Origin of the sequence: Nisaea nitritireducens (genome assembly GCF_014904795.1) — a bacterium.
GTDB lineage: Bacteria > Pseudomonadota > Alphaproteobacteria > Thalassobaculales > Thalassobaculaceae > Nisaea > Nisaea nitritireducens.
Genome location: NZ_JACZFS010000047.1, coordinates 105,118 through 119,118 on the forward strand (window position 1 = coordinate 105,118; position 14,001 = coordinate 119,118).

Below are 14,001 nucleotides of genomic sequence, written 5' to 3' on the forward strand. Positions count from 1 at the left end.
CACAATTGTGCGCGATGTCATGTGGCTATCACGTGAAGGAATATCACGGGCGTTTTTGAAATTAGTTCGCGCGGGCCGCCGACTGAACGAGGTCGAAGTAATTGTCGATGGAGCGGCGGAGCGCCCCTGCGACACGCTTCAGGTGCGCATTGGAGCGCAGCAGCTTCTCGTCGTGATTGTTGGACAGAAAGCCAAGCTCGACCAGAACCGACGGGATGTCGGGGGCTTTCAGCACGGCAAACCCTGCAAACCGATGCGCGGTCTTGAGCAGTTTGACCTCGCCACGCATCTCGCGGACCAGCATGCCGGCGAAACGGGCCGAGTGGTTCATGGTCTCACGCTGGGCGAGGTCGATCAGGATGCTGGTGACTTCCGGTGTCTCCGTGCCGAAATCCATGCCGGCGATGATGTCCGACTTGTTTTCATTCTCCGCCAGCAGGTTCGCCTCCTTGTCCGAGGCTTTTTCGGAAAGCGTATAGACAGAAGCTCCGCGCAGCTTTCGGTTCGGGATTGAATCGGCATGCAGGGAGACGAAAAGATCGGCCCCCGCGCCGCGCGCGACCGCGATCCGCTCCCGCAGACGCAGGAACACGTCGCGATCCCGGGTCAGCAAGACCTTGTACCGCCCCGTGCGTTCCAGCTCGCTCTTCAGCACGCGGGCGGCATTCAGGACGATCTGCTTTTCATAAACGCCGGAGACCCCAATGGCGCCGGGATCGACGCCGCCATGTCCGGCATCGATCGCCACCAGGACTTTCTCGTTTGCCCGGCGTTGAGGACGGGTCAGCAGGGGCGGGGCCGCCGGTTTGGGTGCGGTAAGAATGGGGCGTCGCGCGGCCTGGGCCGCTGCCACGGATTTGGCCGATTCCGTAAGGAAGGCGGCCCGGGTCGTCGGCTTCAGGTCGAGCACGATGCGCGGGCCCTGATCGCCTTTGGCCGGAAGCGCAAAAGCAGCGGCGATCGAATAGGGTTGCGCGGTATCGATCACCACGCGTGATGTGCCGGGGCGGAACAGCCCGAAACGGAAACCCTTGATTGCTTTGGGACGCCGGTCTTTCGGATGTGCGCCGCGGGAGAAGGTGACTTCGGGTAGATCGACAACCACCCGGTAAGGGTCCGCCAGGCTGAAAACCTTGAAATCGAGCGGCCGGGAAACATCCATGACGAAACGGATCTTGTCGGGATGCTGGCCGATGCGGATATCTTCAACCGTTCCGTCGACGGCCATGGCTATTGGTGTGGCGCCGAGAATGCCAAACAGAACAAGCAGAAGTGTCGTGATCCGATTTTTCATATATGCACCGGTCCGCGCCCGCATATGCGTCCATGCCACAATCCTGACTATTTTTAACCATTGCCGATTCGCATTGCAATAAAATCTCTACGAATCAGTCTTTTGAACGGGACTTCTTGAGCGTAACTTTAATTTCTGCGAGGTTTGAAGGAAATCATTGTTCCGAAAATCCAAAGTGACTATGTTACGTGAGTGCCGGTCCGTAGCGGACAGCGCAGATTTCTGCCCCGTAACTTTCGGAAACGTTGTGCCGGGGCGCCCTAATGGCGCGGGAATGCGCCTACATTCTACACAACGGGACATGTTCCGATCGTGATCCACGCTGGTTCAAATCCGATTATTCCTACGCAGAGCCGCCTGACGGTTCCGTGTGGTGAGGTCGTGGACGAGCTCTTCAGAACGGATCGAATGAACAGGGTTCCTGCTATCGAACAGAAACGCGGCGTTGGTGGCCATTGCGCTCCTGCCCCCGTTTCGCTCTCAGAGAACATGCCCGCGGACGCGGCGCCTGTACGCATCGGGAGACTGAATCCCGACGTACGGCGCGCGACACGCGTGGCCCAGGAGTCTACCTTTAATGTCAAAAAGCATGTTGATCGACGCCACACAGGCGGAAGAGACCCGAGTGGTCCTTCTGAGTGGCAATCGTGTCGAAGATTTCGACTTCGAGACAGAATCCCGAAAGCAGCTTAAGGGAAATATCTATCTCGCTCGGGTAACCCGGGTAGAGCCCTCCCTGCAGGCCGCTTTCGTGGAATATGGCGGGAACCGTCACGGCTTCCTCGCCTTCAGCGAAATCCATCCCGATTATTACCGGATCCCCGTCGAGGACCGTGAAGCGCTGCTCGCCGAAGAGCGCGCGGAAGACGAGGTCGCGGCAGCTGCTGCGGCGGGCGAGGATGTCCCCGCTCCGACGCCGGAAGAGCGGGCAGAAGCCCGGGCCAGTCACGCGACCGGAGATGAAGACGAGGACGGCCCGCCGGCCCCGCCGCCGGAAAGCATTGGTGGCGATGATACGGACGGCGACGACGATGATGTTCGTCCGCGGAAAAATATCAGCCGTCGTTACAAGATCCAAGAAGTCATCACCCGCCGCCAGATCATGCTGGTTCAGGTGGTCAAGGAAGAGCGCGGCAACAAAGGCGCGGCGCTCACCACGTACCTGTCCCTCGCCGGCCGCTATTGCGTGCTGATGCCGAACACCGCACGCGGTGGCGGGGTCTCCCGCAAGATCACCAATATAGCGGACCGCAAGCGCCTGAAGCAGATCGTCGAGGGGCTGGAATTGCCCGAGGGCATGGCGGTGATCGTCCGTACGGCCGGCAGTCAGCGCACCAAGACCGAGATCAAGCGCGACTATGAATATCTGCTCCGGCTCTGGGACCAGATCCGCGAGAAGACACTGACCTCCTCAGCGCCGTGTCTGATTTACGAGGAAGCCAACCTGATCAAGCGGTCGATCCGCGATCTCTATACCCGCGATATCGACGAGGTTCTGGTCGAGGGCGAGGACGGCTACCGGATCGCCAAGGATTTCATGCGCACACTGGTGCCCAGCCATGCGAAGCGCGTGCAGCCCTACAAAGAACAGACGGTTCCGCTTTTCCACCGCTATCAGATCGAAGGCCAGCTCGACGCGATCCATAACCCGGTCGTGCAGCTGAAGTCCGGTGGCTATCTGGTGATGAGCCAGACCGAAGCGCTGGTCGCTGTCGATGTGAACTCCGGCCGCGCCACGCGGGAACGGAACATCGAGGAAACAGCGCTGAAGACGAACCTCGAGGCGGCGGACGAAGTCGCGCGCCAGCTCCGTCTGCGCGACATGGCCGGCCTCGTGGTCATCGATTTCATCGATATGGACGAGCCGCGCAACCAGCATGCCGTCGAACGGCGCATGAAGGATGCGATGAAGAACGACCGGGCGCGTATCCAGCTCGGCCGGATCAGTCATTTCGGTCTCATGGAACTGTCCCGTCAGCGGCTGCGCCCGAGCGTTTTCGAAGCGTCGACCCAGGTTTGCGTTCAGTGCGCCGGCAGTGGCCGTGTCCGCTCTACGGACTCGACGGCCCTGCATGTGCTGCGTGCGATCGAGGAAGAGGGCATCAAGCAGAAGGCCAGTGAAATAGCTGTCTTTGTGCCCTCCGAGGTAGGCTTCTATATCCTGAACAAGAAGCGCGATGCGCTGGCCACTATCGAGGAACGCTACGGTTTCCGGGTCTTCCTGGAAGCGGATGACAGCCTTGTGCCGCCGGATATGCGTATTGAACGCATGCTGCCGAAGTCGGCCAGCGAGCGGATTGATCTCGCAGCCCCGATCGTCGCCCCGCACGTCGAGGAAGACGATGAAGAGGTCGAGATTGAAGCTGACGCCGAGGAGCAGGAGCGCGACGAAGAGCGTCGGCCCAAGCGCTCCCGCCGCCGTCGCCGCCGCGGTGGCGAAAAGCGCGCTGCGGAGCAGCAGGATCAGGGGGACAGTGTCTCCGAAGAAGCCAAAGACGCGGAACAGAGCGACGAAGAAAAAGCCGCTGCTGCTGATGGTGAGGCTGCTACCGGTGACGATGAGGACGGCAACAAGAAGCGCCGTCGTCGTGGCAAGCGCGGTGGCCGCCGCAGGTCCCGCCGTGGAAACGGTGAAGAGGGCGCCGCAGCGAACGAGAATGGCGAAGGTGTAGAGCAGACCGGCGCGGATGCGTCCGAAGGCCAGGACAGCCAGGTGGCGTCGTCCACCGAGCAGGGTGAACAGGCTGATGCTGTGACTCCTGAGGTGACCGAGGCTCCGGCCAAAGTCGAGGATGCCGCACCTGATGCCGTACCGGTTGAGGCTGCTGCGAGTGCTGAAGCCCCTGCCGTTGAGGAAGAAAAGCCGAAACGCAAACCGCGGGCCCGACGCAAGAAGGTTGTTGAGGCCGAAGCTGCTCCCGCTCCCGCGGCCGAAAGCGATGAGAAGGCTGAGAAGGCCGAAGAAAAGCCTGCAAAACCGCGTCGCCGTAGCCGGGCCAAGAAAGCTGTCGCGGCCGAGGCTGTTGATGAGGCGCCGAAAGAGGATGCCGCTCCGGTGAAAGAGACTCCGGCGGCTGCCGCTGAGGAAGTTTCTTCCGGGAACGGGTCTGACAAGATCGCTGAAACCGCTTCGCCAGAACCGGAAAAAGCGCCTGACGATGGCAACACGGTCGTCGATGTCGACAGTCCTGCCAAGGAAGGCAAGACACGCCGCGGTTGGTGGAACCGTCTGATTCCGTCTTAAGGCGGTAATCGAGATCACAAGAAAACGGGGCGCCTGACAGGCGCCCCGTTTTTGTTTCTGAAAGAGACCTCAGTGCTGTGCGGCTACTGCGCGGGCAAGGGCGCAAAATTCCTCGACGGTCAGCGTCTCCGGACGGGCTGTCGGGTCGATTCCGATGGCTTCGAGGAATTCAGCGCCGCCATAGCTTTTGAGCGAGGCCCGCAGCATTTTCCGGCGTTGCGAGAATGCGGCGGCGGTGACCTGTTCGAGCAGATCCGGGTCCGCCTCGGCCAACGGCTTTGGACGCGGTTTCAGACGGACGACCTGTGAGGTGATCTTCGGTGCGGGCGTGAAGGCGCGCGGCGGAATGTCAAACAGGGGGAATACCTCTGCGCGCCACCGTGCGGCAATGCTGAGCCGTCCATATTGCGGTGTGGACGGCGACGCCGAGATCCGCTCCGCTACTTCCTTCTGGAACATCAGGGTGAAGCTTTCGAACGCTTCGGCCCGCTTCAGCCAGCTCAGCAGCATCGGCGTGCCGACATTGTAGGGCAGGTTGGCAATCACCCGGCGCGGTGCATCTCCCAGAGTCGTGAGATCGATGTCCATCGCGTCCGCTTCGATGATCTCCAGCCGTCCGTCCGCGGCATCCACGAGGTCTTGCAGGGCTTCGATAGCGCGACGGTCCCGCTCGATGGCAATGACCTTTCGGGCCCCTTCCAGCAGCAGCGCGCGGGTCAGCCCTCCCGGCCCCGGGCCGATTTCGATGCAGGTGCCTTCGGCCAGATTGCCCGCCGCTCGGGCAATGCGCCGGGTCAGGTTGAGATCGAAGAGGAAGTTCTGGCCGAGCGATTTACGGGCGGAAAGTTGGAAGCGGGCGATGATGTCTCGCAGTGGCGGCAAGGCTTCGACTGCTGCGATGACCGGATCAGTCATTATACATCTCCCGGGCGCGTGCCATGTCACCCGCCATGGCCAGAGCGGCAATCATGCTGTCCGCATGGGCGCGTCCCGTGCCGGCCAGCTGCAGCGCTGTCCCGTGGTCCGGCGAGGTTCGGATAAAGGGCAGGCCGAGCGTCACATTTACGCCGCCCCAGAAATCCAGGGTCTTGATCGGGATTAGTGCCTGGTCGTGATACATGCATATCGCCGCATCGTAGCTCTCGCGCGCTTCGGCATGGAACATGGTATCGGCGGACAAGGGGCCGAAGGCCGCGATGCCTTCGGCTTTAAGGGCTTCCACCGCAGGTGCGACGATATCCCTGTCCTCGGTTCCAATGGTGCCATCCTCGCCAGCATGCGGATTAAGCCCGGCGATGGCCAGCCGTGGGGACCTGCAACCGAAATCCCGCTTCAGGGCCTCGGCGGTGATTCGGCTCTTGGTGACGATCATCTCGGTTGTGAGGGTCTCCGGGACCTGTTTCAGCGGGATGTGAATTGTCACCGGAACAACACGGACCGCTGGCGCTGCGAGCATCATCACGGGTGTTATGTCCGGGCCTGCAAGCGCGGCCAGGAACTCTGTATGACCTGGATACTTGAAGCCCGCTTCGTACAGTACGCTTTTCTGGATCGGATTGGTCACCACGCCGGCGGATCGCCCTTCGGAGGTGAGCTGCACAGCGCGCTCAATCCCCGCGATGACCGCGCCGCCGTTTGCCGGGTCGAGTTTGCCGGGAACTGGCGGCGTGGAAAACGCGATAGGCAGAACCGGGAGAGCTCGTTCGAAGACCCCAGCGGCGTCCTCGGGCTTGTCTATGGCCCGGACCGGTACATCCGCCCCGATCAGTCTTGCAAGCCTCTCCAGCCGCTCCGGATCATCCAGCAAGAAGAACGGGGAGAGGAGATTGCGGGCTGAGGACCAAGCCTTGAGGGTGATCTCCGCTCCAGTGCCTGCGGGCTCTCCGGGAGTGACCGCGAGAGGAAGGATGTCGGGGAGACTGGATTTCGTTGTCACTGCCCCGGCCTAGATGCGGGTATCGATGAATGCGTCCCGGCGGATGTCGCGCAGATAGCGCTGGGCAAAGGTCTCGAACTTGATGGCCCTTAGCTGACCGGCGATTTCATCGCGGCCGGGGAGGTCGCTTTCCGGCTCTTCACGGGCGCAGACCATGATGGTGCTGAACCCGCCGGGTAGCCGTACCGGTTTGGAGAGTTCTCCAGTCTTGAGATTGATAACGGCTTCACGAAGCAACGCCGACAATTGGCCGATTTCCAGAGTTCCGAGATCGGTTCCCGCCGGCGATTGGAGTTCGGCCGCAAGAGTGTCCATGTCCTCGCAGTTTTGCGCGGTTTCGGACACAGCTAAAGCGATGCTCTTCTGGCTGACTTCAGCTTCCGGGCTTGAGCCCGGCGGCACCGGTATGAAAACCTGTTTGAGAGTGACTTTGGCCTTTGCCGGATTGGCCTCGCTAAGGATACGCCGGTTCGTCAGCTGGATGATCTGATAGCCGAAAATCGTCTTGATCGGGTCGCTGATCTCGCCGGGCTGCAAGTTGTCGACAGCGGCTCCGACTTCGTCACCAAGCTGTTCTCTGGTGGTCCAGCCGATATCGCCGCCGGTTGCCGCCGTCGCGCCTTGGGAGAATTCACGCGCGATCGCATCGAACTCAGCTCCGGACCGCAACTGATTGACCAGACGTTCCGCGACTTCCTCTTCATTGACGGAGGGATCGCTTGAATCGAGGAGGATTTCCCGGATCCGGAACTGGGGTTCGCCCCTGTTCCGCTCCAACCGGTTCAGAGCATCGTCAATTTCGTCGGTCGTGACTTCGACGGTACTTTGGAACCGCCGCCGCACCAGTTTCACCCAAGCGATGTCGGCCCGCATCTGCTCCAGTACCGTTTCGCTTTGGATACCCTGGCTCCGAAGAGAGCTGTCGAACGATCCCGGCGCCAGCTTGTTCCGCTGCTCCATCGACCGCTTCGCGCGCTCAAGCTCATCGGGGCTGACATCGATTGAGAGCCGCTTGGCTTCCTGAAGCTTGAGCTTTTCATCGACGAGGCTGCGCAGGACTTGAGGCCAGATGCGCTGAAAGGTCTGGGCGTTGCGCGGCAGGTTAGAAACGGTGATGACCATCCGCACGCGGGCATCGAGATCCCGGACCGAAATGATGTCGTCATTGACAATGGCTGCGATCCTGAGCGCGTCCTGTGCCAGAACTTTCGTGCCGCCCAGGCCAGATGCACCGGCAGTGAGCACAAATGCCGTGAGGGCGATCCGCATCAGGGTCGGATAATGCCACTTCATGAATCTCAATCCAGATCTCGCCATCTTGGTTCGATGTGTACCCGTGGTTCATATGCGTCAGTTGCTGGAGAAGCCGCCGAGATGTTTGAAGGCAATTCGCAACATGACGGTTTGTTCAGGTTCGATATCGTCGTCTTCCAGCTCGCTTCTTTCATAGACAAGGCCGAATGTGAAGCACTCATCGGCATAAACCAGTCCCGATGATGCGATCAGGGTGCGGTTGGCGCCATCCGAGAAGTCCTGCACGATCCGCCCATTCGCACTCCAGAACTCGCTCAGTCTCAAGGAGCCGGAGATATCGAGCTGTTCCCTTTTCAGGAAACTGGTCTCACCCGCGATGTCGTCGGAATTGGTTTCGTCGTCAAGAAGCACATAGTCAGCATTGATCGAGAAGAGCGGATGCTGATAGCGCATGCCGATCTCGCTGCGGCGCGGGGTGAAGTCATCCTTGTCGAGCCGGAACCGTAACAGGACGTCGAGATCTTGGTTCGGACTGACATGCACCCGGCCGACATAGTCCGAAAGATCGTCATCCAGGCCCGATCCGGCCTCAAACGGGCCTTGCCCAAAGAACTGGTAACTCTGGCCGAATAGCAGGGTGGAGGAGCCGCCTCCATTGCCGTAGACGCCCGTCTTGAAGCCGTAGTCTACACGGCTGCCGCTGGTCACCAGATCGCTTCCGGTGAACCGGTTCATGCGAAACAGGTTGGTGTCGTCGAACAGGAATGACTGGCTGTCCTCGTTGGAAATCTCGTCCGGATTGCCGCCATTGGGGGAGAGCACGAGATTGACGATCGGCTCGACGGTCTGGTGATAGTTTTCCCCGGCCCGGGCCAGCGGATAGCGCCAGTTCAGCCCGACTTGGGGGAACAGCCGGCCGGTGTCTCCACCCTCGCCATTTTCAAGGTCGTCTGTCTGGTAGAAGTCGCTGTCGAGTGTCGCGGTCAGGGTGTAAATGTCGCCGGCTGGAGCGATATAGGGCAGGGACCAGCCGCTGCGTATAGCGATCTTTCTACTGTCCGCACCGGTCTCCCTGGTGAGCGACATGGCCGTTGCATCCAGTTGGAAACGTCCGCCTGCCGGGTCCGGTTCGCCAACAAAATTATATTCGAAAAGCGGTGCGACTGTCGGGGACTTGTCTCTGGAATCGCCCGGGTTGAGGCCCTGGAATTTGAGCGCTTGAACAGACGTGTAGTTGCGGCCTCTGAAGCCTTCGGCGTATGCCCGGGTGGTCAGGACTTCGCGGCTGTCGAGGCGATAACGGCGCAGATATGTGCGGCCGCTGGATTGCTCGAGATCGAAGCCGCCACGCCATGTCCGGTCGAAATCGAAACGTCCTTCAAGATCGATGCTGCCTTCGGGATCCTGCTCGCCGGTCTCGATATTGTTGTCGCGTTGATCGAGAAGCCCTGCCGTGCCCTGAAAGTCGATGATCCCGTTGACGAACCGTTGCCGGTATCTCGCCTTCAGTACCCCGCCGTCTTCGGAATAGACGATGGGCATGAGTTCCAGATCCTTGGACTCATCAATCACCTGGTAGTAGGGCTGGCCGTAGATGAAACCGAGCTCGTCCGAGGTTCCGATCAGAGGTGCGAGGAAGCCGCTGCGCCGATCCACCGTCGGATCCGGATGCGCCAGATAGGGAGTGTAGAGCACCGGGATGCCGAACATCTCCAGGGTCGCATCGCTATAGATGATGTCCTTGGCGACCTCGTCATGCACGATTTTCCGGGCCTTGATCTGCCAGAGTGGCGGCCGTGACGCGTCTTCCTTGCAGCTCTCGCAAGGTGTGAAGACGGCGCGTGACAAGATTTTGCGCTGATCGTCGGTGCGTGTTCCCCGGTTCGCGGCAAAACGAGAACCGTCCGTCATGCGGAGGCGAAGATTGTCGATGACGCCGGTCTTCAGTTCGTTTTGCAGCTCCGCATAATCACTGAAGATGACTTCTCCCGTCGGCTCCAGAAGGGAGATGTTGCCGGTGGCGATAACCGTATCTTCGCGCTGGTTGTAGGTGACGCTGTCAGCCAGCAGAACGCGCTCGTTCTGCGAGAGTTCAACATTGCCGCGCGCGGTGATGGTCCCAAGCTTTTCGTCATGAACGAGTTCATCGGCAACCATCAACACCGGGCTCTCGTCGATGGAGAATTCCTGAGCGATTGCCGGGCCGGCCTTTGGAGCCTGCGCGCTAAAACAGACAGCGGCGACCAGGACATGCCAGCAGATGGTCCCGAGATGGCGGCGTGTCCGGTTCCAGAAACGAAGGCCCAGGATCATTGATCAACCATCCTCAAGGTGAAGCAGACTGGCGCAGCCGAGCAGCGCGGTCACGGTCGCCGGTGTCCAGGCGGCAAGCACTTCCGGAATCCGGGCGGACAATCCCAGAGCGAAAACCAGATCGGACGCGAAATAAAGAAAGAATCCGGTGAACAGGCCGGCGCTGACCCAGACCATGGTGCCGCCGCGCCGGGTCAGACGGAGCGAAAAGGTCGCCGCAATCAGGACCATCGCGCAGAGCAGCAGCGGCGAGGCGAGCAGGGCATGCCAGTAGAGCCTGTGCCGCACAGCCGAAAAGCCTGCGCTCTCCAGAATCGAGATGAATTTCGGCAACTCCCAGAAGGACATGGTCTCCGGAGGGGAGAAGCTATCCTGAATGTTCTCGAGCGTAAGCGCGGTTGGAAGACGGTATACCCCGCGAGTGTCCGGAATGGCGTTCTTTGTGGTCAGAATGACGTTGTTCATCTGCCAGAAGCCGGATTGCAGTGTTGCTTCTGCTGCGTCGACCCTGGCTTCGAAATTGTCCTCGCCTTCAAAGAACAGAACGGTCAGGCCGGAGAGGCTGGCTCCGTCCGATGCCACGCCCGTGGCGTGCAGCACGAAATGGCCTGTGCTGGTCTGCTCCCGGAGCCACAGACCGCCATCTGTCAGCGCCATGAAGTTTCCCTTATCTCGCAGGATCTTGTTCTCGAGCGCTTCGTATTTGGCGGTCATCACGGAAGCGACCGGATTGAAGACGGTGATCTTGAAGACCCCGATAAGGAACGCAATCATCAGGGCAGGCAGCAGGAACTGCCAGACTGAAACCCCTGCCGCGCGGGCCACCACAAGTTCGTTCGAACGCGTCATCCGGGTAAAGGCCAGCATGGCGCCGAACAGGGTGGCGAAGGGCAGAATGGTCTGCCCCATCTGGGGGGCTTTCAGTGCGGCCATCTGCAGCATCAGGGTCAGGGTCGCAAGCTCCTTGTCAGAGCCACGTCGCAGTAACTCGATGGCATCAAGCAGGTAAACAATCCCCATGATCGCGAGGAAGGTGCCGAGTACCCAAAACAGGAACTGTTTGCCGAAATAGAGTGAGAGCGTACCTGACCACTTCATGCGGGCGTTCCCTCGACGGGGCTCTCGGGCGCTCTCGGGCGGCGCAACTTCTGACGGGCGAGAATGACCAGGCAGATCAGGATTGGCGCAATCGCGCTGCCATACATCAGCGGCAGCAATCCGAACTCTTTGGCGGCCGCGTATTTCGAGCCGAGAACGGCTGCCTGTACCAGGCCGACCAACAGGATCGCGACAATCAGACGGCGGCTCTGTCCCCGGCGGGAAAATTCACCTTTGAGAATGACGACCAGCCCGATCAGCGGCAAGGCGAGACCGAGCAGGGGAGTGATAAGCCTGCTGTGCCCCTCGGCCCTGTATTTGGTGAAGTTGCGGGGCTGGGTGATCTGCTCCGTTGGGTTCAGAAGATCATCTACGAAAAGCTCGTTCTGATCGCGCGCGGTACGTTGCGCGGCATCGCCGATACCGCCGAGATCAACCGTGTAACGGTCGAAATAGAGAATGTTTATCCGGCCGGTCGCATTGTCGCGTGCTTGCCGGTTTCCGTTGACCATCAGCACCTTTGGATCCTTGCCATCGAGGATCAGGGCGCCGCGTTCGGCCAGCAGGGTGATCGATTCATTCTCTTCACGGTCGTCCTGAACGATGATTCCGGCGAGTTGCCCGTCCGGCTGGCGGGCGCGCACGAAAACCGTCACATCGTTGCTTATCGAGTTGAAGACGCCTTCGCGCAGCAGGACGTTGGTATAATTGTGCCGGATCTGGAATTGCAGCTCCTTGAAGCCCCGGTAGGAGACCGGGACCAGGTAAAGGCTGAGCAGATAGCCGAGCAGAGTGACGATGATGGAAACGATTATAGCCGGGCGGGCGAGCCCCATCGGCCCGAGGCCGGACGCGGTGAGCACCACCAGTTCGCGGTCGCTCGCCATCCGGCTATAGACAAACATTGTCGCGGCGAAACAGGCGATGGGCAGCACCAGCGAAAGCCAGGTCGGCATCAGCAGTACCGTGAAATAGATGAATGTCGCGAGCGGCAGGCCCCGGTTCACGATCATGTCGATGAAACGCAGGGACTGGCTCAGCCAGATGACGCAGGTCAGCGAGACCACAACGATGATCATCGCGGCCACTATCTGGCGAATGACGTAGCGGTCGATCCTCATGATCCCGTTTGGCTGGTCGTGCCCAGGCGGGTTCTTGCGCAACCCGCGTCGAAAGGCGCATGATAGCGATGTTTCAAGTGTTTCCAATCACGAACTTAATCAGGATGTGAGCAGCACAGGTTCGTTACCCGCGCATGCAGGGCTATCCGGCGGCACAGCGCCCGCGGAAGTCTTCCGGTCGGCACACCAGGCACGTATGCGCCTGATCGGCGCGAGCCTTTGCTCAGAGGGAGAATCGGAATGAAAATAGGTTTTCAGAAACTGGCCTTGCCGACCAAGGGCGCGGTCGTCGTCGGTGTCATGGAAGGCTGCGTTCTGCTGCCGCTCGGCACCGCACTTGACGAGCAGCTCGGCGGCCTGCTGTCGCGGGCAATGAAGGCCAACAAGTTCACTGGCAAGCCGAACCAGACGCTCTCCGTGTTCGGAGAGACGGGTACGGTTCTTCTGTACGGCCTTGGCGACGGTAGCAAGATCGACGAGCTTTGGTCCGAGAATGCCGGTGGCTCCATCGTCGGAGCTCTGCTTGGCACGGGCGACAAGGAAGCGGCTGTGCTGTTCGAGCCGCATGGTGCTGATGGCACGGCAGATGAAGGCGCTGCGGCACGAGCCGCCCGGCTGGCCTTTGGTGGCCTGCTGCGCACCTACCGTTTCGACAAGTACAAGACCAAGCAGAAAAAGGAAGACCTGCCGGTTCTGCAAAAGCTGACGGTTCTGACCGATGAGGCGACAGCGGCGAAGAAGGCTTTTGCCGGGCTGAATGCCGTCGCGGACGGTGTCTTCATGGCCCGTGATCTGGTGAGCGAACCGGCGAATGTGCTCTATCCGGTTTCCTACGCAAAGCGCTGTCAGGAACTCGAGGATCTCGGCGTGAAGATCGAGGTGCTGGACGAGAAGCAGATGACGAAGCTCGGCATGGGCGCGCTGCTTGGCGTTGGTCAGGGCTCCGAGCGCGAGAGCCGGATCGTCATCATGCGCTGGGAAGGTGGGCCGAAGAAGCAGCAGCCGATTGCCTTTGTTGGCAAGGGTGTCTGTTTCGACACCGGCGGTATTTCCCTGAAGCCTGCCGGCGGCATGGAAGACATGAAGTGGGACATGGGCGGCTCGGCCACGGTCGTTGGCCTGATGAAGGCGCTGGCCGGGCGGAAGGCGAAGGCCAATGTCATTGGCATCGTCGGCCTGGTCGAGAACATGCCGGACGGTAATGCCCAGCGGCCGGGCGATGTGGTCACCTCCATGTCGGGGCAAACCATCGAGATTATCAATACGGATGCTGAAGGCCGGCTCGTCCTGGCGGATGTGCTCTGGTACACGCAGGATCGGTTCAAGCCGCAATTCATGCTCGATCTCGCCACCCTGACCGGCGCCATGATGGTCGCCCTCGGCCAGGTCAATTGCGGGTATTTCTCGAACAATGACGAACTCGTCGAGAAACTCGAGGCTGCAGGCAAGATGTCCGGCGAGAAGATCTGGCGGATGCCGCTTGGCGACGAATACAACAAGATGATGGACAGCGACATCGCCGACATGAAGAACGCCGGCGCGCGCTGGGGCGGCAGCATCACGGCAGCCTGTTTCCTGGAGCGGTTCGTCAACGATCTGCCTTGGGTGCACATGGACATTGCCGGCATGGCTTGGTCCTCCAAGGCATCCGCGACAGTGCCGAAGGGCGGTACCGGCTGGGGCGTGCGGCTGCTGAACGATCTGGTGCAGGCCAACTACGAATCCTGACCGGAACAGCGCT

General features: G+C 60.5%; 9 protein-coding genes. 2 read left to right on the top strand and 7 right to left on the bottom strand.

Features of this window, described 5'->3' with window-relative positions:
• Positions 1 to 61: 61 nt before the first annotated feature.
• On the bottom strand, positions 62 to 1,294 hold the full coding sequence (locus IG629_RS16360) for an N-acetylmuramoyl-L-alanine amidase (protein WP_193173003.1): 1,233 nt from the start codon (positions 1,292 to 1,294) through the stop codon (positions 62 to 64).
• Positions 1,295 to 1,871: 577 nt separating this feature from the next.
• On the opposite strand from IG629_RS16360, the gene IG629_RS16365 reads away from it, so the two are divergent.
• On the top strand, positions 1,872 to 4,538 hold the full coding sequence (locus tag IG629_RS16365; protein WP_193173004.1) for an Rne/Rng family ribonuclease: 2,667 nt from the start codon (positions 1,872 to 1,874) through the stop codon (positions 4,536 to 4,538).
• A gap of 69 nt (positions 4,539 to 4,607) precedes the next feature.
• On the opposite strand, the gene rsmA is transcribed toward IG629_RS16365, so the two are convergent.
• The 6 genes from rsmA to lptF are packed head-to-tail and all read right to left on the bottom strand — an operon-like array spanning position 4,608 to position 12,260.
• Positions 4,608 to 5,453: a 16S rRNA (adenine(1518)-N(6)/adenine(1519)-N(6))-dimethyltransferase RsmA gene (gene rsmA / locus IG629_RS16370; protein ID WP_193173005.1), complete on the bottom strand. Its 846-nt coding sequence runs from the start codon at positions 5,451 to 5,453 to the stop codon at positions 4,608 to 4,610.
• Positions 5,446 to 6,474, bottom strand: a complete 1,029-nt coding sequence (gene pdxA, locus IG629_RS16375) for a 4-hydroxythreonine-4-phosphate dehydrogenase PdxA (protein WP_193173006.1) — start codon at positions 6,472 to 6,474, stop codon at positions 5,446 to 5,448. The genes rsmA and pdxA overlap by 8 nt, the downstream gene beginning before the upstream one ends.
• 9 nt (positions 6,475 to 6,483) lie before the next feature.
• A complete protein-coding gene (locus IG629_RS16380) occupies positions 6,484 to 7,767 on the bottom strand; it encodes a peptidylprolyl isomerase (RefSeq protein WP_193173007.1) in 1,284 nt (427 codons plus the stop codon).
• Positions 7,768 to 7,824: 57 nt separating this feature from the next.
• The gene (locus tag IG629_RS16385) at positions 7,825 to 10,041 is read right to left on the bottom strand and encodes an LPS-assembly protein LptD (RefSeq protein WP_193173008.1); all 2,217 of its coding nucleotides are present in this window, start codon (positions 10,039 to 10,041) and stop codon (positions 7,825 to 7,827) included.
• 3 nt (positions 10,042 to 10,044) lie between these two features.
• Positions 10,045 to 11,139, bottom strand: coding sequence for an LPS export ABC transporter permease LptG (gene lptG, locus IG629_RS16390; protein WP_193173009.1), 1,095 nt, complete (start codon positions 11,137 to 11,139; stop codon positions 10,045 to 10,047).
• Entirely contained in the window at positions 11,136 to 12,260 is a 1,125-nt protein-coding gene (gene lptF / locus IG629_RS16395; protein ID WP_193173010.1) for an LPS export ABC transporter permease LptF, read from the bottom strand. Before lptF ends, lptG begins: the two co-directional genes overlap by 4 nt.
• Positions 12,261 to 12,500: 240 nt before the next feature.
• Here lptF and IG629_RS16400 point away from each other — a divergent pair, with 240 nt between their 5' ends.
• The gene (locus IG629_RS16400; RefSeq protein WP_193173011.1) at positions 12,501 to 13,988 is read left to right on the top strand and encodes a leucyl aminopeptidase; all 1,488 of its coding nucleotides are present in this window, start codon (positions 12,501 to 12,503) and stop codon (positions 13,986 to 13,988) included.
• Positions 13,989 to 14,001: the final 13 nt, after the last annotated feature.

Excerpts from the sequence above, each read along its gene's own strand:
- IG629_RS16360 (WP_193173003.1), bottom strand. The coding sequence starts at position 1,294 with ATGAAAAATCGGATCACGACACTTCTGCTTGTTCTGTTTGGCATTCTC.
- IG629_RS16365 (WP_193173004.1), top strand. The coding sequence starts at position 1,872 with ATGTCAAAAAGCATGTTGATCGACGCCACACAGGCGGAAGAGACCCGA.
- rsmA (WP_193173005.1), bottom strand. The coding sequence starts at position 5,453 with ATGACTGATCCGGTCATCGCAGCAGTCGAAGCCTTGCCGCCACTGCGA.
- IG629_RS16380 (WP_193173007.1), bottom strand. The coding sequence starts at position 7,767 with ATGAAGTGGCATTATCCGACCCTGATGCGGATCGCCCTCACGGCATTT.
- IG629_RS16385 (WP_193173008.1), bottom strand. The coding sequence starts at position 10,041 with ATGATCCTGGGCCTTCGTTTCTGGAACCGGACACGCCGCCATCTCGGG.
- lptG (WP_193173009.1), bottom strand. The coding sequence starts at position 11,139 with ATGAAGTGGTCAGGTACGCTCTCACTCTATTTCGGCAAACAGTTCCTG.
- lptF (WP_193173010.1), bottom strand. The coding sequence starts at position 12,260 with ATGAGGATCGACCGCTACGTCATTCGCCAGATAGTGGCCGCGATGATC.
- IG629_RS16400 (WP_193173011.1), top strand. The coding sequence starts at position 12,501 with ATGAAAATAGGTTTTCAGAAACTGGCCTTGCCGACCAAGGGCGCGGTC.